We start from the raw sequence: 20,715 nt of genomic DNA, 5'->3' as shown, positions 1-20,715 counted from the left end.
TCGGCCCGGGATTATGCCGACGCCCTTCCGTTTTCCCAGCTTCCATTGCCGTTCTCGGCCGCGGCCTTGGCCGGCGTGGTGTATTTCTTGCGCTCGAGCTTGGCCAAGAGGCTGTAGGCGCAAGGCACCACGAAGAGGGTGAGCAGGGTCGAGATGAAGACGCCACCGATGATGACGGTGGCCATCGGCACCCGAGTTTCCGATCCGGCGCCCAAGCCCAGGGCCGGCGGCACGGCGGCGGCCAAAGTGGCGAAGGAGGTCATCAAGATCGGGCGAAGCCGTTGCGGGCAGGCGGTGAGCAAGGCTTCCCGGACGTCGAGCCCCTCTTCCCGCCGCTGGTTGGCGAAATCGACCAGCAGGATCGAGTTTTTCTTCACGATACCCATCAGCAAGATCACCCCGATGAAGCTGTAGATGTTGAGCGAGAGGCCGGTGAAATAAAGCGCCAGCCAGGCGCCGGACACGCTGAAGGGTAGGGCCAGCAAGACGGTGAAGGGGTGGATGAAGCTGTTGTACTGGCTGCCCAGGACCATGTAGGCGACGATGATACCGAGCCACAAAACGAAGAAGAGGCTTTGGAAGGATTCCTTGAAGGTCTCGGCCGATCCGCTGAGCACGATTCGGTAGCCTTCGGGCAAGGTTTCTTTGGCCAAGCGATCGACCTCTTTCAAGGCTTCATCCTGGGAGTGGCCGGGACCGACGTTGGCGAAGATGCCGATGGCCCGCTCGCGGTCCTTGCGGGTGATGGTGTTGAGGGTTTTGCGCTCGTTGACGGTGGCGACCGCGCTCAGCGGCACCATCTCGCCCCGGGAATTGCGGACGAAAAGCCGCTCGATCGCCTTGGCGTCCTGGCGATAATCCTGCTCCAGCCGGATCCGTATGTCGTTGCGATGGCCGGACTCGGTGAACTTGCCGGTTTCGACCCCGCCGATCATGGCGCCGACGACCCGGCCGATGTCCTCGACGCTGACCAAGCGGGCGGCGGCGGCATCGCGGTTGGGCGTGATTTGGATTTCGGGCTGGCCGAATTTGTAATCGGTATCGACGTCAATGAAATTCGGGTCTTTCTTCATCTTATCCATCAAGGACTGGGAGGCTTGAGTCAGCTTTTCCCAATCGGGGCCGCGGACCGTGAACTCGACCGGGAAGCCGCGCTGGGCGGTGAAGCCGCGGGTCGAGAAGTCCTGGATGACGACTTCGAGGTTGGGAATCGTCTGCAACTCCTTGCGGACCTGGCCCATCAGGTCGAATTGGCTGAGCCGGCGTCCGAGCTGAGGATCGATCGGCCGGTCATGGGGCTCTTGCATCGTGATGAAGATGATCCCGGTGTTGACCTCGCCGCCGCCGAAGCCGCCGACCGCCGCGAAGTAACGGATCACCTCGGGATGCTTGGAGATCATCGCTTCGGCCTGGCGCAGGGTCCGGTCGGTGTGCTCGAGCGAGGAGCCGAGCGGCGTCTCAAGCCGGATCAGGAACATGCTCTGGTCCTGGGCCGGCACGAATTCCTTTTTGACCTTGGGCAGGACCATGAAGGAAGCGGCGAAGAGGCCGACCGAGAGCAGCACCACGACCCAGCGCCAATTTAGGCAGAGCTTGAGGATCCGGCCGTAGGTCCGGTTCATCGCGCCGAAGACCCGGTCGACCAGCCGGCCGAACCAGCCCTGCTCGTTGCCGTGGGCGATCTTGAAATAGGAGAGGCGCATCGGCGTCAAGGTAAGGGCCTCGAGCAGCGAAAGCGCCACCGCCACGCCCATCGTCACGCCGAATTGGAAGAAGAACTTGCCGAGGATGCCCTTCATGAAGATGACCGGAATGAAGATCGCGATGATCGACAGGGTGGCCGCGATGGCGGCCCCGGTGATCTCCTTGGTCCCCTCGAGCGCCGCCTTGGCCGGCGGCTTGCCCATCTCCTGGTGGCGGACGATGTTTTCCAGGATCATGATCGCGTCGTCGACCACGATGCCGATGGCCAGGATGAGGCCAAGCATGGTGAAGTTGTTGATGGTGAAGCCGGCGAAGAAAAGAAAAGTGAAGGCGCCGACGATCGAGAAAGGGATGGCCATCAGGACGTTGAAGGTCGAGGAGAGCGAGGCCAGGAAGAGCAGGCAGACGATGGCGGTCAGGATCGCGGCCAGGACCAATTCTTCCTTGAGCTGGTCGGTGGTCGACTTGATGAACCGGGTCGAGTCGAAGTTGACCGCGAGCTTGAGCCCCTCGGGTAAGGTCGGATTGAGCTCCTCCATCCGCTGCTTCACCGCGTCGGCCACCGCCACCGCGTTGGAGCCGCGCTGCTTCTTGATGCCGAGGCCGATCGCGGTCCGGCCGTTGACCCGGCTGATCCGGCGAATGTCGTCGAGCCCGGCCTCGACCCGGGCCACGTCCTTGATGAAGATCGGCTTGTAGATCGGGGCGCCGCCCCGGTTGGTGATCGCGATCTTCTCGAACTCCTCGGGCTTGAAAACCTCGCCCATCGAGCGAAGGTTGTATTCCTTGTCGCTGGTTTCGATCCGGCCGGCCGGGATCTCGCGGTGCTCGCGCTGGACCGCGTCGATGACGTCCTGGACCGTGAGCTCCCAGGCGTCGAGCTTCTTGGGATCGACCCAGATCCGGAGGTTCGGCTCGACGAAGCCGCTCAAGAGCACCTCGCCGACGCCGCTGACCGTCTGCATCTTGTCCTTCACCTGGTCCCGGGCATACTCCATCATGTAGCGCAGCGGCTTGTCGCCGGAGAGCGAGATCCACATGATGGGCTGGTCCTCGGGGTTGGTTTTGGTGACGATCGGCGGGTCGATCTCTTCGGGCAGCCGGCTCTGGGCTTGGGCGATCTTGGTTTGAACCTCCTGGAGGGCGACGTCGATGTCGCGGTTGAGCTCGAACTCGATGGTGATGGTGGCGTTTTCCTGGCGCGAGGAGGAGGTGATGTTGCGGATGCCTTGGATCGAGAGGACCGCGTCCTCGATGATGTCGACGACGTCCGACTCCATGATCTCGGGGGCCGCGCCCTCGTAAGTGATCGTGACGGTGACGACCGGGAAGTCGACGTCGGGCATCTCGCTGATGCCCATCCGGGTGAGGCTGATCGCTCCGAAAAGGATGAGGCCCAGCATCAGCATCCAGGCGAAGACCGGGTTCTTGATCGAGACCTCGGCTAGGTTCATGGCAAAATCCCCGATGTCACTTGAAGCCCCAGCCAGTCGAGCCAGGCTTGGGCTTCGGCGGTGTTGCGTTGACGGAGCGCCTCCAGCCAGGTTTCCTGCGACTGGAGCAGGTCGATGGTCGTGATCAAGGCGTCCGTAAAATCCTTCGATTGAAGGTCGTAGCTTTGCCGGGCTTTGGACGAAGCGTTGACGAACTTCTTGTATTGGTTCACCGACGAGACGTAGCCGTCGTAGGACTTCTGGATTTCGGTCGACGCGGTCCGCCGGGTCAGCTCTTCCTGCAATTCGCTTTGCTTGGCCCTCACCTTGGCCTCCCGAATGAAACCGACCGTTTCCCAATTGAACACCGGGATGCCGACATTGAAGGTGGCATCCCACTTGATGTCCCGCTGGAAGCCCGCGCGGTAGGGGTAATAATTGGCCACCACGTCGGCTTGGGGCAGCAGGTCGCCCTGGCGGATCTTGATCTCACCCCGCGCGATTTGAGAAGCATCCCTCGCCGCTTCGACGTCAAAGCGATTGTCGACTTTTGTCATGTAATATTCCAGCGGCTTCAAGTCCCGAACCGGCGGATTGTCGTAGGCAATGGGCGGCTGGGGGCTGAGGCCGGTGAGAAAGGCCAGGCTGTCGTAGGCGATCTGGCGGGTGCCACGGAGGCGCTCGAGCTCGGCCTCGTTCAAGGCGATCTCGGCCCCGAGCAGGGCGCCTTCGGCATCCCGCGATTTGCCCAAGCGCACCCGCTCGTTCAGCTCGCCCAAGCTCGAGCGCTGGACCTTGAGGATGCTTTGGAAAGTCTCGATGTCCCGCTCCAGCTTGACGATGGTGAGAAAGGAGACCACCACGTCCTGGAAGAGGAGCCGCTCGGCATTGCGCCAGAGCAGGCGCTGCTGGGACTCGTTGATCTTGGCCAGCTTGATCGCTCGGAATTCCTTGAAGCCGCGGAAGATCGGCTGGGTGAGGGTGACCGCCACCGAAGGCCGGCTGAATTGGGTGAAGGTGGTGCCGACCTCGCCGGCTCCGTCGCTCGACGCCGAGGAATCCTGAAGCAGCTCGCTCACATTGATCGAGAGCTTGGGCAGGACCGAGCCCAGGGCCTGGGTGTAAATGGCTTGGGCCCGGGCGATTTCCTGCTCGCTGATCGCCACGGTCTCGCTGCGCTGGAGAGCGTAGCGGTAGCATTCCTCCAGCGACATCTTCGGCTCGGCCGCCTCGAGCCGGCCGGCGCCGAGCAGGAGGAGCAAGATCAGGAAGCGCCTCATCGCTGCACCCCCTTCAGGAAAATGTCGACGAATGCCTCGAGCATCTCGGCCTCGGGCAGCGGGAAGAAGTCGGGGGCGTTGAAAACCAGCGATACCAAGACGTAATTTTGAATGGTCCCGATGAAGGCTCGGGAGAGGACCTGGGGCGAGCGGTCCTGGATTTCGCCACGCCGGATTTTATCGGCGAAAAATCCCTCGAGGAACTCGCAGAGCGGAAGGCGTTGCTTGAAGAATTGCTCGCCGAGCTGGTGATTCTCCAGGGCCGCGAAGAAGATGATCCGGCAGAAGGAGGAGTTCTCGCGATTGCGCTGCACCACCAGCTTGGCGACTTCGATCAAGGCTTCGCGGGCCGGCAGCGGGAAAATCCGCTTCAGGGCCGGGGCCAGCTCGGTTTCGAAGTCGCCGAGCCGCTGGGCGATCAGGGCGTTGTAGAGCTCTTCCTTATTGCGGAAGTGCCGGAAGAGCAGGGCCTCGTTGACGCCCGATTCGGTGGCAATGGCCTTGGTGGTGGTTCCGACGAAGCCCTTTTCGGCGAAAAGCCGGCCGGCGGCTTCGAGAATGATGCGCTCTCGTTCGGAGAAGGAGAGTCTTTGGGGTCGGGCTGGGGTACTCATAAAGTAAGTATTTACTTACTTAATACTCTGGGAGCAGGGCGTCAAACCCAAAAATGGTGGAGCGGGGTGTCATCCCCTTGCTACAAGGTTTGGCGACCGGGTGCCTGCCCGGAAGGTTGTGACTTATAACCGCTTTGGGCGTCTCGATCCCCGACGGCCAAGGCCTGATTTGAGGAAGAATGGAGCCCATCCACGATCCGGATTTGGAAGCCCTCGGCCGTTGCCGGGCCGGAGACAGCTCGGCTTTTGCCGAGCTCGTCGACCGCCATAAGGACGCGGTTTACCGTTGGGTCTACTCCTGGGTGGGCAGGAAGGAGAGCGCCGAAGAATTGGCTCAGGATGTCTTTCTCAACGCCTTCCGGAATTTGGGGAATTTTCGCGGCGATTCCAAATTTTCGACCTGGCTTCACCAGATCGCCCTGAACCGCTGCCGCGACCACTGGCGGAGCCGGCAGCGAAAGCCCGAGTCGCTGGTCGAGGAAGAATACCTGGCCAGGGTCGAGTCGCCGCGGGCCTCATCCGAAGTTTCGGCGGTGGCGCGGCAGGAAGCGGAGGCCTTGCGCTCGGCGATGGCGGAGTTGCCGGATATCTACCGCGAGGCCCTCAGCCTGAGGTTTTTCGGCGACCTCCCTTACGAGGAGATCGCGGCCATGCTCGGTGAGAATTTGAGTAACGTGAAGATGAGAGTGATGCGAGGCTTGGCTCAATTGCGCCGCAAGTGGAAAGGGGAGGCCCGACCATGAAAGATGAAATCATCGCCCGATGGCGCCAATGGCTGGGAGAGGAATTTTCCGAAGCCGAGCTCAGCGCCTTTTTTCAAGAGCACCCCGAAGCCGCCGAAGACCCCGCCGGCTGGATCGAGGCTTTTCGCCGGACCCGCGAAGCGATTCCGCCGCTTTCGCCCGACTTCACCCGCCGGGTGATGAGCCGGCTCCCGACCGCCGCCCCGGCTGCGGTCCTGCCGCTGCGCCGGCCGGCTTGGCGGCGATGGGCCCTGGCCTCGGGCTTGGCCGCGGCCGCCGCGCTCAGCCTGATCTGGTATCGCTCCGATCGCCCCGCCTATCAATTCCCGGGCGCCGAGATTCGCCAAGCCGCGGGCCCCGACGGCCAAGCGGTGTATTTCGTCCGCTTCGCGATCGAGAGCCCGGACGTCAAGGAAGTGGCCTTGGCCGGCGATTTCAACCAATGGACGCCGGTGACGCTGAGCCCTTCGGCCGAAAAGAAAGACCGCTTCACGGTGGAGCTGCCGCTCGCCGCCGGAATTTACAGCTATGCCTTCGTCGTCGACGGCAAGAAATGGATTGTCGATGAAAGCGCCGGCCCGCCGGTCGAGGACGGCTTCGGCGAAAGGAACTCGGTGCTTCGGCTTTGATATGAAAGCTTTCCTCTCCATCCTGCTCCTGTGGTTCGCGCTCGCGGCGCCGCTCTCGGCCCAAGCTCAGGGCGGCGAAGTCGAGCGCCAGGCGGCCGCGCTGCAAGAGCAGGGCCCCGCGCTCCGGACTTTCCTGAAGCGCAGCCGGGAGGGCCAAGCCGATCCCCAATTCGTTTCCGAGGTTTTGCGCGGCGCCAAGGCCCTCGAGGATCAAGGCTTGCCGGCCGAGCCCTACCTGCTCAAGGCCAACGAAGGCCTGGCCAAGCGGGTGCCGCCGAAGCGAATGACGCCGGCCCTCGAAGCCACCGGCGCCCGGACCCGCAACGCCGCCGCCTTGGTCGACGAAGCGGTGAAGCGCGGCGCGACGGCCTCGCCGGAGTCGCGCCGGCAGGCGATCTTGCAATTCCAATCGGAAATGATGGCCGGCCGCTCGCGAGCCGATCTGGAGAAGTCGATCGACGCCGGATTCGCCAAGCAGGCCAAGCCGAGCTTGAGCGAGCTGGCCGACGAGGCCTCGGGCCCGCGCCGCGGCGGAAAAGTCGAGAAGCCGAAGCGCCCGGCTTCGCCGCATTTGGAGCATCCGGCGGGCCAAGAGAAGGAGAAGCCGAGCAAGGCGGCGGCTCCGGCTTCGGGCAAGCCCGAGAAAAAATCGCCCTCGGTCGAAAAAGACAAGGGTCGTTCCAAACCGGCCGTGCAAAAGCCGGAGCGGGTCAAACCCTCGGCGCCTAAGGGAAACGGCAATCAATTCAAGGGGAAAGGCGGGGGGCCGGGGCGGGGCAGATAATTGTGACCTTCAGGGGATGTGGGCGTCGGATCGCTGGTAAGGAGAAACACATGAAACGATGGCTCTCAACCTTGGCTCTAGCCGCCTACCTTTCGATCGCGGCGGCTCCGGCCCAAGCGGACTTCAACCTCATCAATGTCGACCTCGGCTCGCCGGAAGCCCAGCGCGCCTCCAGTCTCTATGGGCAGGCCTACGGCTTTCAGCCGGTGCAAGTGGCTCCGGTGATGGCGGCTCCCGCCGAGGAAGTTCCGGCGATCCTTTCTTTGGCCCAGGCCGCCGGCACTTTGCCGCTCACGATTTGGGGGCTTCGCCAATCCGGCATGAACTACGGCCAGATCATGCAAACTTTCGCGGTGGCTCCGCTGGTCGGCTTCGGTCAACCGGTGACCGACGTTTACTATGTTCAGCGGGCTCGCCAGAGCTTCCTCGTCGACATTTTGCGGGTGGATCCGTTCTTTCTACCGAGCATCCCGCTTCGGGGACCCGATTTCACTCGCTTCATCGTCTATCCGGTCCATCCCAAGATCGGTTATTGGATGCCGCCGGGCCAGGCCAAGAAATACGGTCTCTGGATTCCGCCGGGCCAAGCTAAGAAGATGGGCCTTTGGGACGGCCGCTGGAGCCACGATCGTTGGCGCGGCTGGGACTGGGACGATCGGGATTGGAAGGATTGGGATGGTCCCGAATGGAAAGGCAAGGATGGGAAGGACAAGGGCTCGAAAGGCCTGAGCGCCAAGCCGGACAAGGGTGACAAAGGCGGCTCCGCCAAGAATGCCAAGGTCGACAAAGGCGGCAATGGTGGCGGCAACGGCAAGGCCGGAAAAGAAAAAGGCGGCGGAAACGGCAGTGGCGGCAAGGGTGGCAAGGGTGGCGGCCAAGGCGGTGGAGGCGGCGGCAAGGGCAAAGGCGGGAAGCATTAAAAATAGGGAATCTCTTGGGAAATTTCTCCGATAAAGCAAGGAGCGGCCGGGGTGGACCCGGCCGCTCTTCGAATTTGTTGACAAGTCTTTGATTTTTAAACAAATTCGATCTAAGGAGAAGAGCATGGGAAACGAGGCCGTCACCCCCTCCAATTTTGTCGTCGTCGCCGAGCCGCTTTGCACCTCCGCCTCGCTACCGGCTCCGGCGCCCCAAGCCTCCGATTCGGCGGGGTCCCCGGCTCAAAGCTCGAGCTCCTTCTCGCCCCTGACCGCTTTGTTCTCCTCCGATCCGCTGCAAAGCCTGCGGAAACAAACCCAGCTCTTCAGCTCGGCCAAAGATCTCTTCGCTCCCGATGGCAGCGAGCCGATTCCGGTCGACACCTGCAGCTATGTCACGATCACCGGCAGCGGTTCTTTCGGCGACGTCGAGGTCGGAAGAAGCGATACCCACAGCTTCTCGATCAGCAACCCCTGTGCCTGTCCGGTCACCGTTTATCTCGCCGGGGCGCCTTACGGTTTCTCGGTCTCGACTTCCAGTATTTCGCTTTCGGCCAACGGCTCGAGCTCGTTTTCGGTCACCTTTCGCCCGCCTAGCGAAAGCTCTTACACGGGTTCGATCAGCAGCAACCCGGCCGGATCGATTTCCCTCAGCGGCCGCGGCATCGTCCGCCGCTAAGGGATAATTTTCTTGAGTCGATCCGAGCGGCTCCTGTACGCTCGGGGCATGCTCCACCGGGACCTGCACCTCGATTTCAACGAAGCCTTCGCCCCCCAGCAAGCCTCCGGAATCAGCGAATCCGAGCTCGAGGCGGTTACGCCCAATTTTATTCAGGTCCACCGGGCCCTCACGGCCATGCACGAGATCGGGCAGGTTCAATTCATGCATCTGCCCCTCTTGGAAGAAGTCATCTCGCACGTCGAGCAGCGGGCCGCCGAGCTGCGGCAGAACTTCGACACCCTGGTGGTCTTGGGCATCGGCGGCTCCAGCCTCGGCGCCAAGGCGGTGGAAGAGGCGGTGCTCGGGCCGAGCTATGGCTCGCCGGCCGCCGGCAGCAAAAAGCTCTACGTCCTCGACACCCTCGATCCCGATTGCCTGAGCCGGCTCTTCGCCTCGCTGGACCTTTCGCGCACCGTCTTCAACGTCGTCAGCAAGTCGGGCAACACCGTCGAGACGATGGCTCAGTTCCTTCATTGCTGGGAGCTGCTGCGCCAGAAATTGGGCGCCGAGGCCTCGCGCAAGCATTGGATCATGACCACCGACCCGCAAAAGGGAGTTCTTCGGCAGATCGCGAATCAGGAAAATTTGGAAAGCTTCGACATCCTGCCCGGCGTCGGCGGCCGCTTCTCGGTGCTCTCGCCGGTCGGGCTCTTGCCTTCGGCCTTTCTGGGCGTCTCGATCCGGGAGCTGGTCGAAGGAGCCATCCGGATGATCAAGCGCTGCCAGCGCGAGGATCTTTGGACCAATCCGGCCGGGATGCTGGCGGTGGTCGCTTATCTCCTGGCCGAGAAGCACGGCCGCAAGCAGCTGGTGGTCTTTAACTACGCCGAGCGCTTCAATCGGACGGTGGAGTGGTTCCGCCAGCTTTGGGCCGAGAGCCTGGGCAAGCGTTATGATGTGGAAGGCAAGGAAGTGCGGGCCGGGATCACGCCGGTCCAGGCCAGCGGGCCCCGCGACCAACATTCCCAGATGCAGCTCTACGTCGAGGGACCGGCCGACAAGATGGTGATGCTGTGGTCGCAGGAGAAGTTCGACACCGATCTGAGCATTCCCAAGCTCTATCCCGAGATCGAGAGCCTGGGCTATCTCGGCGGCAAGACGATGGGCGAGATCCTCCACGCCGAGCTCTCGGCCACCGAGGCCTCGCTGAAGGAGGCCGGGGTGCCCAGCTTCAAGCTCAGCTTCTACGGGCCCGACCCTTACAGCTTGGGCCAGATCTTCTACCTCTTCGAGATCGCCACGGTTTACGCCGGCGGCCTGCTCGGGGTGAATCCCTACGACCAGCCGGGCGTCGAGCTGGGCAAGAAATACCTCTACGGCCGCTTGGGCCGCCGCGGCGCCGAGGAGTTCGGAGCGGCGCTGGCGCGGAAATTAAAGAATAAAAGGTACGTGATTTGAAAGCCCTCAGGGCGCGGCAAAGCAGGCATCTCCTTAGCGCCACCCCTCACCCGCCCCTTTGGGGCACCCTCTCCCGCAAGGGGAGAGGGTGGGAAACTTAACCCCACCAAACGCTGTGTCTCTTCTTCAGCGCTTCGGTCACTAAATTCTGGATCGTCTGCCGAACCCGCTCGCTGATCCGGTGAATCTCGAGCTCGTCCTCGAGCACCTCCTTGCCGTAGCCGCTGAGATCGATGGGCTTGCCGAAATAGATCGACCACTTGGTCGGCAGCGGAAGGAAGCCGAACGGGCCCAGCGCCGGCAGGGTCGGAGTGAATGGCACGTAGGGAATTCCCAGCGGCTTGGCCAGGAGCGAGGACTTGTAGAGGATCGGATGGATTTCCTCGGCGCCGATCACCGCCACCGGGATGATCGGGGTGCCGGTCTTGATCGCCAGCTTGACGAAGCCGCCCCGGCCGAAGCGCTGCAGATGGTAGCGCTGGGAGAAATATTTGCCGATGCCCTTGACGCCTTCGGGGAAGACCGCGACCAGCAGGTCGTTGTTCAGCAAGCGCTCGGCGTTCTCTTGCGAGGCCCGGACCCCGCCGATCCGGTACATATAAGTTCCGACGAAGGGCAGATAGTAGACGAAGTCCTCGACCAGGAAACGGACGTCGCGGCCCGAAGGGTGGTCGTTGGTCACCGCCAGCCGGATCATCGAGCCGTCCCAGGGCAGGGTGCCGGAATGGTTGGCGACGAGCAGGCCGCGGCCCGAGCTGGGGATGTTCTCCAAGCCATGGGTCGTGACCCGCCAGTACTTGTAGTACATGAAGTCGAAGAAGGGCTTGAGCATCTGCTCGAAGTTGGGATCGCGGCCGAAGGGGTCGACTTCTTCCTCGAGGACGCTGGGATCGGAAATGAAGGGCAGGTGCCGCTTGAAGAAGCTCAAGCCCGGAATCCAGGAAGTCAGGGCCGAGAAGAGCGACCCGCCGCCATCGGCCTTCGCTCCGACCGTCGAATTCAGCTTGTCGACGATCTCCTGGATCTGGGGCTCGACCCGCGATTGGAGGTTCTTCAGCTCCTTGTAGATCTTCTGCTGGGCGCCGTTCTTGGAGCTCTTGCGGGTGCCCAATTCCTTCTCGATGACTTTGAGGTGCTTGCCGAGCTCTTTCTCGAGGTGGCCGAGCCGCTTGGCCAGGCCTCGAATCAACTTTTCGACCTCGGGCTCGGTGGCGGCGCCGCCGGCCGCGCCCGGCAAGTAGTAAAGGTTGTCGGTGGAGGAGCTTTGCTTCATGTGGTCAAGGCCTCCTGTTGCAGCCGAATGTCGCGGAGTCGCTGGGCGCCGACGAATTCGAGCAGGGTTTCTTTGCAATTGTAGCGCGGTTGGAAGCCCATGACGGCCTCGGCGCGCTCGTAAGTCACCAGGCAGCTGTACTTGAGAAAATCGAGATGGGTTGCCGGCGCCGGCGAGATGTCGAGGAACCAAAGGGTCTGAATCAGCGACTTCAATCCCAGCAGGCTCAAGGGCAGCGGGATCTTGCCCATCAGCTTGATGCCCCGGGAAAGCGGGATCACGCCCTTGCTCGCCAGATTGAAGATCCCCGGGCAATCCTTGCGGATGGCGTGCTGGAAAGCCTGAAAGAGATCGGCCTCGTGGATGAATTGAACCAGCGGATCGTAGCCCAGCACGGTCGGGACGAAGGCTCGCTGGAGATAGCGCGTCTTGTAGCTTTGGATGGTCGGTCCGAGGATGGTCGCCGGCCGCAGGATCGTGACCACGCTGTCGGGGTACTTGGCGGCGTATTTTTGGAACTGGCGCTCGGCGTCGATCTTGTCGTGGAGAAACTTGGAGCTGCGGCCGGCCCGCGGCGGATTATTCTCGGTGAGGTAGGTCGGATTGTCCGGGAAGGCGCCATAGACGTCGGCGGTGGAGGCCAAGATCAGCTTGCGGACTCCGGCTTCGGCGGCGGCGTTGCACACGTACATGCTGCCGACCGAGAGCAGCTCATGGGCCCAAGCCATATTGCGGGGCGGCGTGATCGGCATCGCGGTGTGAACCAAGGTGTCGATGCCTTCCTGGGCCAGGATCTCGTAAAGCTGGACGTCGGCCAGCGTCTCGGTGAGATCGATTCGATAAAATTTGGTTTTCTTCAGGACCTCGGTCGGCTTGCGGTAATCGAGGAAGACGACCCGGGGAAACTCCGGTGAATTCTCGAGCCAGCGGAGCAGTGCCATTCCCTTGAAACCGCTGCCGGTGATCGCCACCGGTGGAAAGGAGGGCTTCGCCAAAGCCTTGGCTTTCTCTTGTGCCCGTTTTTTGGATACCCGAGCGCGCTTCATGCGGTGGAAGATAGCATGAGGTGAAAATTAGTGGTGAGGGAATTTGCTTGTAGGGGCGACCCTTGCGGTCGCCCGTATGCACGGACGCCGTTGGGCGGATTGGGCACCCGCAAGGGGTGCCCCTACGCGCGGATGGCGTTGGAGGGAACGGAATTATTGAAAGCGCCGGCGACTTGAAAGCTGTTGGCATAGCCCAAGACCTTGGGAACATAGTCTTGGGTTTCTCGGAAGGGCGGGATGCCGCCGTGTTTCATGACGTTGCCGGGGCCGGCGTTGTAGGCGGCGACCGCGAAGTCGACCCGGCCACCGAACTTGTCGAGCATCTGGCGAAGGTACTTGGCGCCGCCGTCGATGTTTTGAGCGGCGTCGAAGGCATTGCCCACGCCCAAGCCGGCGGCGGTGGCCGGCATGAGCTGCATCAATCCCATGGCGCCGCAATGGCTGACGGCCCGGGGATTGCCCCGCGACTCCTGCCAGATGACGCCGGCGATGAGCTCCGGCGGGAGCTGGTAGCGGTCGGCGGCGGCGCGAATGTAGGGATCGTATTCCTTGACCTTGTTCAGCATCCGCTCGCTGGCCGAGCCGGTGGCCGGAACGTTGACGCCGGGAGCGCCCGACAGGTTGACGGCCGGCGGAACCTCGCTCGACTTCACGCCATAGGGCGAAGGATTGGTGTTGGTTCCGGTCGAAGTCGGGTTGTTGTTGGCTAAATTCTTGGTGTTGGCGTCGTTCTTCGGCAGATCCGGGGCCTGGCTCGGCGGCTTGGAGCCGAGGGACTTGGTCGAGGGATTGGAGCCGCCGCCCTGGGCGGTGTCCATGGCCTTGGAGAAGTTCCGCGCCTCGTCGTACATCCGGCGATATTCGACATACTTGTTCTTATAGAAGGGGCGCGAGCGGCTAGTGGTGATTGAAGTGGCCATCGGCTATCTTAACTCTCTCTTAATAAAACCAATTTAAAGAGTTCCCATCCCCCCGGTCAACCCGATTTAAGGGTAGCCGGACTATTCCATTATCGGGGGGCGGGGGGGTGGGAATTGCGTCCAAGCCGACGATTTTTAACGGGAAAGGGGGACAATCCATGGCGCACTGCGCCAGGAGCAGCCAATTTCCAGCTTGGCCCGAGCCCACCCCAGGGTTACTATCAAAAAAGGCTTGCAAGCCGCCCCGCGCCGAGGTTGTTTTAAGGGTATGATCTTCCTAAGAAATTATTACGTTAACACGACCGCCAAGGTTGATGTTTTGCTCATCACCCACGATGTGAAGCGGGCGGTGAGGGAGTCGGGGATCCAAAGCGGCGTCATCACGATCTTGATTCCCGGCGGTACCGCCGGCGTGGCCCTGCTCGAGAATGACCCCAAAATCCACGAAGATCTGAAGAAGTGGATCGAGACCCAGGTCCCGGCCGAAACCGGCCCGCGGCCCAACCGCCGTTCCGGTTCCGGCCGCAACGACGCGCATATTCGTTCGGCCCTTATCGGGGTAAGCCTCGTTCTGCCCCTGATGGACGGCAAATTAATGATTGGGGCTTGGCAGGAGGTCGTGCTTTACGATTTCGACGACAGCAAGGTCGCCCGCCGCGAAATCACCATTCAAATTATGGGGGAGGGGCCCGCCAAGTAAATGGGAGATCGAAGAAAAAATCGAAGTTTTTCATCGCTCTTTGGCGGATTTCGCAGGTCGGACTTCAGCTCTTTCCGGCGCTTCTTCCATTCCGCTTTCTTCAGCTGGTTCGTCTTCGCCGTCCTGGTTTTCGCCATCTCGCTGACCCTGTCCTTTCACGTCGATTACCTGCCGGCCAACGTCAAGGTCGGCCGGGTCGCCCCGAAAGACATCAAGGCTGACCAGAACTACGAGATCGTCGACGAGAAGGCGACCGAGACCAATCGCCGCGAGGCCATTCGCAACGTCGCTCCGGTCTTCGATTTCGACGAGAGCGTTCTGACCGAGATCGACCAGCAGGTTCACGACGCCTTCGAGGCCTCGCGCCAAGCCCTTCAGACCTTGGCCGACCAAGAGGAGATCCAGCGGATCCTCCTCACCAGCCTCGGCCTTCAGCCGACCGAGGATCAGATCCGGGCCCTCATCCTGGACGAGTTTTCCACCGACACCGAATACAGCCTGCGCAATACGCTGCGCCAGGCGATGTCCCAGATGGTGGTTCTGAACCGCAACGACTTGGCCGGGGCCGAAAGCTCGGGCATCACCTTGCGCTATGTGCAAAGAAGCAGCACCGGCGAATCCTCGGAAGCGGCCGAGGACGAGGCTCTGCTCAAGGACATCTCGGCGGTGAAGACCCTCGATTCGGTTCAAACCGGGCTGCTTGACCGTGCCAAGCAGACGCCCAAGGAGAAGGGCAAGTCGGTGGCCTCGGCCCAGCTTTTGGAAATCGCCAGCCGGCTGGTCCGGCCCAATTTGAGCTTCGATGCGGTCGAAACCGAGTTGCGCAAGGCCCGGGCCCTGGGCAACGTCCGCAGCGTCATCATCAAGGTCCAAGCCGGCGAATCGATCCTGCGCAGCGGCGACCGTTACGAGCCCCATCATTTGGTCTTGCTCGAGGGGATCCGCAAGCAGAAGAGCCAGACCAGCTTCGCGATCAAATTCCTGGGCACCGCCCTTTTCGTTTGCCTGCTGCTGCTCATCACCTACGTCTTCTCCAACCGTTTCATCCGCAAGTTCAACCCGACCCGCGAGGACCTCTACTTCCTGGGCGGGATTTTGCTTTTGCTCTTGCTCAGCGTCCGGCTGGCCGCCGCCCTTTCCTCGGCCTTCCGCGACCTGCTGCCTTTCGATGTCTCGGTCCAGGCGATGTATTACGCGATTCCGGTCGCGGCCGGCGCCATGCTGACCCGTTACATCCTCAATTCCGAGATCTCGCTGGTCTTCGCCATCGTCGCCAGCGCCCTGACCGGGATGTTCCTGGAAGGCGACCTCGACCTTTCGATCTATTACCTGATCTCGGGCATCGCGGCCGCCGCGGCCATCGCCCACGTCGAGCGGCGCAGCCAGATCTTGCGGGCCGGCGTGGTGGTCGGGGCGGTCAACGCGATGGTGGTTTTGGCGATCAAGCTGGTCTCGGTGGTCAGCATCACCAACGTGCTCAATCTGCCGAACATCTTGCTCAATATGGGCCTGGCTTTCACCGGCGGCATCCTGGCCTCGATCTTCGTCATGGTGCTGGCGCCGATCGCCGAAATGCTCTTCGACTACGTGACCGACATCAAGCTCCTGGAATTGGGCAACCTTAACCATCCCTTGCTGAAGGAGATGATCGTCAAGGCGCCGGGCACCTATCACCACTCCCAGCTGGTCGCGGTCCTGGCCGAGGCCGCCGCCTCGGAGATCGGCGCCAATCCGCTCCTGGCCCGGGTCGGCAGCTACTTCCACGACGTCGGCAAGATGCGGAAGCCCTCCTATTTCATCGAGAACCAGCAAGGCGGTGAGAACCGTCACGACAAGCTGGCGCCCTCGATGTCGGCGCTGATCATCGCCTCCCACGTCAAGGACGGCCTCGATCTGGCCCGGGAGTACAAGCTGCCCAAACGCATCGCCGACTTCATTCCCCAGCACCAAGGCACCAAGATCATCAGCTATTTCTACAACAAGGCGGTCGAGCAGGCCGAAGCCGCCGGCCATAGCGTCGATGAAAAGGATTATCGCTATCCCGGCCCCCGGCCCCAGACCCGCGAGGCCGGCATCATCCTGTTGGCCGACGGGGTCGAGGCCGCGGTCCGCTCTATTCCCGAGAAGACGCCGCAGAAGATCCAGGGCATGGTCCAGAAGATCATCAACAAGAACTTCACCGAGGCCCAGCTTGACGAATGCGACATGACATTGAAGGACCTCCATCTCATCGCCGAGAGCTTCGTCCGAGTCCTGGTCGGCATCTACCATCAGCGCATCGAGTATCCCGACGTGGAGGAGAAGCGCTCCAACGTCACCCCGCTCAAGGAAATCCGGGCCCGCGAGAGCGAAGCGAATGCCCGTTGAGGTCTATTCCCGAAAGAACCGGCGCTTGAACACCGCGGCTCTGAAGAGCTGCCTGGCCTCGCTGCTTCGAGGCTCGAAGCGGGGGCGGGCCGAGCTGGAGCTGAGCTTCGTCGGCTCCCGCCGGATTCGGGAGCTCAACCGCCGGCATCGCCGCGTCGACAAGGTCACCGACGTTTTGTCTTTTCCCTTGGAGATGAAAGAGCCGCCCAAAGACCGTCCTTGGCACCTGGGCGAAATCGTGATTTGCACCCAGGTGGCCTCGGCCCAGGCCCGCCGGGCCGGGCGAAGCTTGACCCAGCAGGCCCTGCGGCTGGCGGTCCACGGCTTCGTTCACCTGCACGGCCTCGATCATGAAGAGGGCGAGCGCCAGGCCAAGGCATTCGAGGCGCTGGAGCGGAAATACCTCCAGCGCCTGCACCGGAAAGGTTCGATGAAATGGGATGGATCGCTGCGGCTCTAAGCGGAGTCTTGGCCGCCTTCAGTTATCCGACGGTCTTCGCCGGCTTCCGTTTTCCGGAGCTGGGCTTCCTGGCTTTTTTCGCCTGGATCCCGCTCTTCCTCGCCTTGCGCGGCGCCGGCCCCCAGCGATCCTTCGCCGGCGCCTTCGTGGCCGCCGTCTTTCACTACAGCATCGGAATGTATTGGATCTACACCGCGATGAACTCCTTCGGCGGGCTCTCGCCGGCCCTGACCGTGATGTCGCTCTCCATCCTCTTCGCGGTGCTTGCGGCCTACTTCGCGGTCATCTTCGCGATCAGCGCTTGGATCGTCCGCTTCACCGGCTGGCGGATGCTCTGGGTGCGGCCCTTGGTCTGGGTCGGGATCGAATTCCTGCGCGGTCATCTGCCGGCCGGCGGTTTTCCTTGGAGCCAGGTCGGCTATTCCCAAGGCGAATTTCTTCATTTCATTCAGATCTCGGATCTCTTCGGGGTTTACGGCGTGACTTGGCTGATCGTCTTCATCAACGAAGCCTTGGCCGAATTCCTCGTCGCCTGGCGCCAAGACCGGAAGAAGCGGGCTTGGAAGGCGCTGGCGCCGGCGCTGCTGCTCTTCCTCTTCGCCCTGGGCTATGGGCGCTATCGCCTGGTCCGGGACCACACCGCTCCGCTCCGGAGCCTCAAGGCCGGCATCGTCCAAGCCAATATTTCGCAGGACGACAAGTGGCGCGGCGGCGCGGCCCGGCAGATCCTGGATATTTTCCAGAACGGCACGATGAGCTTGGAGTCGGAAGGCGCTCAATTGGTGATATGGCCCGAGGCTTCCTTGCCGGTCGAGATCCCCTACGACGTCGAAAAGACGCCCTATGACCTGGGCCAGTCCAAAGCCGACGTTCTCTTTGGAGCCGTGACCCGAAGCTCTCGGCCCGGTTCGGTTTTGGAGGAGGAGCCTTATTACAATTCGGTGTTGCTCGCCGACGGGACCGGCCGGATCCTCGGCTATTACCACAAGCGGCACTTGGTTCCCTTCGGCGAGTATGTGCCTTGGCAAAAATACCTGACCTTCGCCCGGAAGATGACGGCCCAAGTCGGCCAGATGCTGCCGGGGAAGGAATACCACAACCTCGATTACCACGGTCATCCGCTCGGCATCCTGATTTGCTATGAGGATATCTTTCCCGAAATTTCCCGGATCATGACGGCCAAGGGCGCCCAGGTCTTGGTCAACCCGACCAACGACGCCTGGTACGGCCATTCCAGCGCTCCCTACCAGCACCAAGTCTTCAGCCAATTCCGGGCGATCGAGACCCGGCGGGCGATAGTCCGAGCCGCCAACACCGGCATCAGCTCCCAGATCGACCGGCAAGGCCGCATCCAGTGGCAGGGCGGGCTGTTTACTCGCGAGGCTTTCATGACCAGCCTGCCGCTCTACGACGACAAGACGCTCTATGTCAGGATCGGCGATGCGCTGCCGATTTTTTCGCTGCTTTTTATGGGAGTTCTGCTAGGAACGGGGCTGGTTCGCAAATTTCGACCTCGAAAGTGAGTGGTTCATGTCCAAAGATTTGAAAGGCGCCGTCCTCTCCCTCCAAGAGAAGCTCTCCCAAGTCCGGAGGCGTCTTTGACGTCGACACCAAGAAGAAACGGGCCGACGAGCTCGAGGCATTCTCGGCCCAACCCGATTTCTGGAACGACTCCCTCAAAGCCAAGAGCCTGAGCAAAGAGCTCGACGACGCCAAGTCGGAGCTGGCTTACTTCAAGGACCTCCAGGGCAAGGTCGACGATGCCGCGGCCATGCTCGAGCTGGCCGAAGAGGCCGGCGACGACGCCTCCTGGGCCGAGGCCGAGCAGGCCATCGCCCAAGGCGAGTCCGCCATCGAGGCCGCCGAATTCCGGGTGATGCTCTCGAGCGAGGAGGACAAGTTCTCGGCCATTCTCACGATCAACGCCGGCGCCGGCGGGACCGAGTCCTGCGACTGGGCCTCGATGCTGGCCCGGATGTATTTTCGCTACTGCGAGCGCCAGGGCTGGAAGACCCAGATCATCGACATGACCGAAGGCGAGGGCGCCGGCTACAAGAGCGTCACCGCCACCGTCGACGGCGAATACGCCTACGGCTTCCTCAAGGCCGAGAATGGCGTCCACCGGCTGGTGCGGATCTCGCCCTTCGACGCCAACAAGCGTCGCCACACCTCCTTCGTCTCGGTCTTCGTCTATCCCCAGGTCAGCGACGACGTCGAGATCGTGATCAACCCGGCCGACATCCGGATCGACACCTTCCGGGCCGGCGGCAGCGGCGGCCAGAACGTCCAGAAGAACGACACCGCGGTCCGCATCACCCACTTGCCGACCAACACCGTGGTTCAATGCCAAAGCGAGCGGAGCCAGCTGCAGAACAAGACTTTGGCCATGAAGGTCCTGCGCTCGCGCCTCTACGAGCAGGAGATGGAAAGGCGCCGGGCCGCCAAGGAAGCGGTCGACGCCACCAAGAAGAAGATCGAATGGGGCTCCCAGATTCGCTCCTACGTCTTGCATCCTTACAAAATGGTGAAGGACCACCGCACCGACTTCGAGATGGGCGACGCCGAGCGCGTCTTAGACGGCGACCTGGACGGCTTCATAAGAGCCTACTTGCTGCAGGGCGGAGACTAGGGCCCTTTTGCCTTCCCCCGATTCAGGACTTGACCCAGCCTTCGGGAATGAAGATAGTCCGCCACCATGACGCGGCGGCTTTTTTTCTCCATTCAAATTCTCTTATTTTCCGTAATCTTAGCCCCATTGGCGGCGGCCCAATCGGGAGTCGGGGTCGGGGCCTTTTCGGTCAACGGTCCGAAGGATCAGGCCTATCTCTCGGGGGCGGCTCAAGATGCGGTGGTGGGGGCCTTGATCAAGAAGGGCGTTTCGGCCCGAACGGTCGGCCAGACTTTGGATCCCGATAAATTGAAAAACACGGCCCAAGGCAAGGGCGACGATGCGCTCTTGGTCGCCGGCCGGATCAATATCGTTGGCCAAACTTACCGGGTCTTGCTCAAGTGGGTCGATTCGAGCGGCCGGGTGAGCCAGGATTATCTGGAGGTCGCGAGCGAGAATCAGCTCCTGCCCAGCTTGGAATCCTTCGCCGCCTCCCGCTTGCAAGTTCCGGCCGCGCCGGCCCCGGCGCCGGTCGTGACCGAAGCTCTGCCGGCGCCGAAATCCAAGGCCGAAAAGACGGCTCCGGTTTCCGCGCCGGTTCCAGCTCCGATCCCGGCCGCCAAGCCGACCCCACCGGAAAAAGTCTTCAAGGCCGAAGCTGAGCCGGCCCCGGCGCCTGCGCCGGCCAAAGTCGAGAAGCCGGCCCCGCGCCGCGAGTCCGAGCCGAAGGTTTCCAATAAGGTCGAGCCGGCCGCTTCCACCCAGGATTACGTCGCCGTTTCCCAGCGCTTGCCCTTCGAGGTCCGGGCCCTGGCCCACGCCGACGTCGACAACGACGGCGAGCCCGAAGTTCTGCTGACTGACCAGAGCGACCTCTACATTTATCGTCACGTCGGCGGCGACCTCCAGGAGCTCGGGCGCTTCGTCGGCAAGAAGCTCGACCACTTCGTGAAGGTCGACGTGATGCCGGCGCCCCAGGGCGGCCGGCCTTGGATCGTCTTGACCAATTTGCGTGGTAATCTTGCCGCCAGCAAGATCCTGGTCTTCGAGGGTGGCTCGGTCCGAGTCGTCCATGAGAACATCGACTACCAGCTTCGGGTGATTCGGAAGGACGGCGT

Annotated in this window: 18 protein-coding genes; 12 read left to right on the top strand and 6 right to left on the bottom strand. The window is 62.1% G+C overall.

Translation table 11 applies throughout. The annotated features are described in order from the left end of the window. Positions 1–11: 11 nt before the first annotated feature. The 3 genes from VJR29_12545 to VJR29_12535 are packed head-to-tail and all read right to left on the bottom strand — an operon-like array spanning position 12 to position 5,031. Entirely contained in the window at positions 12–3,158 is a 3,147-nt protein-coding gene (locus VJR29_12545) for an efflux RND transporter permease subunit (protein HKY64236.1), read from the bottom strand. After that, the gene (locus VJR29_12540) at positions 3,155–4,417 is read right to left on the bottom strand and encodes a TolC family protein (GenBank protein ID HKY64235.1); all 1,263 of its coding nucleotides are present in this window, start codon (positions 4,415–4,417) and stop codon (positions 3,155–3,157) included. Before VJR29_12540 ends, VJR29_12545 begins: the two co-directional genes overlap by 4 nt. Next, positions 4,414–5,031: a TetR/AcrR family transcriptional regulator gene (locus tag VJR29_12535; GenBank protein HKY64234.1), complete on the bottom strand. Its 618-nt coding sequence runs from the start codon at positions 5,029–5,031 to the stop codon at positions 4,414–4,416. Before VJR29_12535 ends, VJR29_12540 begins: the two co-directional genes overlap by 4 nt. Positions 5,032–5,210: 179 nt before the next feature. On the opposite strand from VJR29_12535, the gene VJR29_12530 reads away from it, so the two are divergent. The 6 genes from VJR29_12530 to VJR29_12505 all read left to right on the top strand — a co-directional run bounded on the left by VJR29_12530 (position 5,211) and on the right by VJR29_12505 (position 10,223). Next, complete coding sequence (locus VJR29_12530) at positions 5,211–5,774, top strand: RNA polymerase sigma factor (protein HKY64233.1); 564 nt, start codon at positions 5,211–5,213, stop codon at positions 5,772–5,774. After that, positions 5,771–6,403: a glycogen-binding domain-containing protein gene (locus tag VJR29_12525; GenBank protein HKY64232.1), complete on the top strand. Its 633-nt coding sequence runs from the start codon at positions 5,771–5,773 to the stop codon at positions 6,401–6,403. The genes VJR29_12530 and VJR29_12525 overlap by 4 nt, the downstream gene beginning before the upstream one ends. Position 6,404: 1 nt before the next feature. Beyond that, a complete protein-coding gene (locus VJR29_12520) occupies positions 6,405–7,187 on the top strand; it encodes a hypothetical protein (GenBank protein HKY64231.1) in 783 nt (260 codons plus the stop codon). A 50-nt stretch (positions 7,188–7,237) separates the two neighbouring features. Further along, positions 7,238–8,107, top strand: a complete 870-nt coding sequence (locus VJR29_12515; GenBank protein ID HKY64230.1) for a hypothetical protein — start codon at positions 7,238–7,240, stop codon at positions 8,105–8,107. 124 nt (positions 8,108–8,231) lie between these two features. Next, the gene (locus VJR29_12510) at positions 8,232–8,783 is read left to right on the top strand and encodes a hypothetical protein (protein ID HKY64229.1); all 552 of its coding nucleotides are present in this window, start codon (positions 8,232–8,234) and stop codon (positions 8,781–8,783) included. A gap of 12 nt (positions 8,784–8,795) precedes the next feature. Beyond that, on the top strand, positions 8,796–10,223 hold the full coding sequence (locus tag VJR29_12505; GenBank protein ID HKY64228.1) for a glucose-6-phosphate isomerase: 1,428 nt from the start codon (positions 8,796–8,798) through the stop codon (positions 10,221–10,223). A 97-nt stretch (positions 10,224–10,320) separates the two neighbouring features. On the opposite strand, the gene VJR29_12500 is transcribed toward VJR29_12505, so the two are convergent. The 3 genes from VJR29_12500 to VJR29_12490 form a co-directional block, all read right to left on the bottom strand. Further along, the gene (locus VJR29_12500) at positions 10,321–11,496 is read right to left on the bottom strand and encodes a lysophospholipid acyltransferase family protein (GenBank protein HKY64227.1); all 1,176 of its coding nucleotides are present in this window, start codon (positions 11,494–11,496) and stop codon (positions 10,321–10,323) included. Further along, positions 11,493–12,491, bottom strand: a complete 999-nt coding sequence (locus tag VJR29_12495; protein HKY64226.1) for an NAD-dependent epimerase/dehydratase family protein — start codon at positions 12,489–12,491, stop codon at positions 11,493–11,495. Before VJR29_12495 ends, VJR29_12500 begins: the two co-directional genes overlap by 4 nt. A gap of 173 nt (positions 12,492–12,664) precedes the next feature. Further along, on the bottom strand, positions 12,665–13,462 hold the full coding sequence (locus VJR29_12490) for a lytic transglycosylase domain-containing protein (GenBank protein ID HKY64225.1): 798 nt from the start codon (positions 13,460–13,462) through the stop codon (positions 12,665–12,667). A 268-nt stretch (positions 13,463–13,730) separates the two neighbouring features. Here VJR29_12490 and VJR29_12485 point away from each other — a divergent pair, with 268 nt between their 5' ends. From VJR29_12485 to VJR29_12460, 6 genes are all read left to right on the top strand, one after another. Then, entirely contained in the window at positions 13,731–14,162 is a 432-nt protein-coding gene (locus VJR29_12485) for a secondary thiamine-phosphate synthase enzyme YjbQ (GenBank protein HKY64224.1), read from the top strand. Then, on the top strand, positions 14,163–16,529 hold the full coding sequence (locus VJR29_12480; GenBank protein HKY64223.1) for an HDIG domain-containing protein: 2,367 nt from the start codon (positions 14,163–14,165) through the stop codon (positions 16,527–16,529). After that, positions 16,519–16,989 (top strand): rRNA maturation RNase YbeY, encoded by a 471-nt coding sequence (ybeY, locus tag VJR29_12475; GenBank protein ID HKY64222.1) that lies wholly within the window; start codon positions 16,519–16,521, stop codon positions 16,987–16,989. Before VJR29_12480 ends, ybeY begins: the two co-directional genes overlap by 11 nt. After that, on the top strand, positions 16,965–18,512 hold the full coding sequence (lnt, locus tag VJR29_12470) for an apolipoprotein N-acyltransferase (GenBank protein HKY64221.1): 1,548 nt from the start codon (positions 16,965–16,967) through the stop codon (positions 18,510–18,512). Before ybeY ends, lnt begins: the two co-directional genes overlap by 25 nt. Before the next feature lie 7 nt (positions 18,513–18,519). Further along, positions 18,520–19,618, top strand: a protein-coding gene (gene prfB, locus VJR29_12465) for a peptide chain release factor 2 (protein ID HKY64220.1) whose coding sequence is annotated in 2 segments (ribosomal slippage) — positions 18,520–18,579 and positions 18,581–19,618 — 1,098 coding nt in all. Because the reading frame shifts where the segments join, the coding sequence is not laid out codon by codon here. Between the two features lie 66 nt (positions 19,619–19,684). Then, positions 19,685–20,715: VCBS repeat-containing protein (locus VJR29_12460; protein ID HKY64219.1), on the top strand; the 1,031-nt coding region annotated here is incomplete at its 3' end.

The organism is bacterium (assembly GCA_035281585.1).
GTDB lineage: Bacteria > UBA10199 > UBA10199 > DSSB01 > DSSB01 > DATEDP01.
The sequence above is the reverse complement of the archived record's forward strand: the minus strand, read 5'-3'. Positions and strand labels throughout refer to the sequence as shown.

What these genes read in the sequence shown, in the direction of transcription:
- VJR29_12545 (HKY64236.1), bottom strand. Translation starts at nt 3,158, where the DNA reads ATGAACCTAGCCGAGGTCTCGATCAAGAACCCGGTCTTCGCCTGGATG.
- VJR29_12515 (HKY64230.1), top strand. Translation starts at nt 7,238, where the DNA reads ATGAAACGATGGCTCTCAACCTTGGCTCTAGCCGCCTACCTTTCGATC.
- VJR29_12490 (HKY64225.1), bottom strand. Translation starts at nt 13,462, where the DNA reads ATGGCCACTTCAATCACCACTAGCCGCTCGCGCCCCTTCTATAAGAAC.
- VJR29_12510 (HKY64229.1), top strand. Translation starts at nt 8,232, where the DNA reads ATGGGAAACGAGGCCGTCACCCCCTCCAATTTTGTCGTCGTCGCCGAG.
- lnt (HKY64221.1), top strand. Translation starts at nt 16,965, where the DNA reads ATGGGATGGATCGCTGCGGCTCTAAGCGGAGTCTTGGCCGCCTTCAGT.
- VJR29_12500 (HKY64227.1), bottom strand. Translation starts at nt 11,496, where the DNA reads ATGAAGCAAAGCTCCTCCACCGACAACCTTTACTACTTGCCGGGCGCG.
- VJR29_12540 (HKY64235.1), bottom strand. Translation starts at nt 4,417, where the DNA reads ATGAGGCGCTTCCTGATCTTGCTCCTCCTGCTCGGCGCCGGCCGGCTC.
- VJR29_12485 (HKY64224.1), top strand. Translation starts at nt 13,731, where the DNA reads ATGATCTTCCTAAGAAATTATTACGTTAACACGACCGCCAAGGTTGAT.
- VJR29_12530 (HKY64233.1), top strand. Translation starts at nt 5,211, where the DNA reads ATGGAGCCCATCCACGATCCGGATTTGGAAGCCCTCGGCCGTTGCCGG.
- ybeY (HKY64222.1), top strand. Translation starts at nt 16,519, where the DNA reads ATGCCCGTTGAGGTCTATTCCCGAAAGAACCGGCGCTTGAACACCGCG.
- VJR29_12480 (HKY64223.1), top strand. Translation starts at nt 14,163, where the DNA reads ATGGGAGATCGAAGAAAAAATCGAAGTTTTTCATCGCTCTTTGGCGGA.
- VJR29_12520 (HKY64231.1), top strand. Translation starts at nt 6,405, where the DNA reads ATGAAAGCTTTCCTCTCCATCCTGCTCCTGTGGTTCGCGCTCGCGGCG.
- VJR29_12535 (HKY64234.1), bottom strand. Translation starts at nt 5,031, where the DNA reads ATGAGTACCCCAGCCCGACCCCAAAGACTCTCCTTCTCCGAACGAGAG.
- VJR29_12525 (HKY64232.1), top strand. Translation starts at nt 5,771, where the DNA reads ATGAAAGATGAAATCATCGCCCGATGGCGCCAATGGCTGGGAGAGGAA.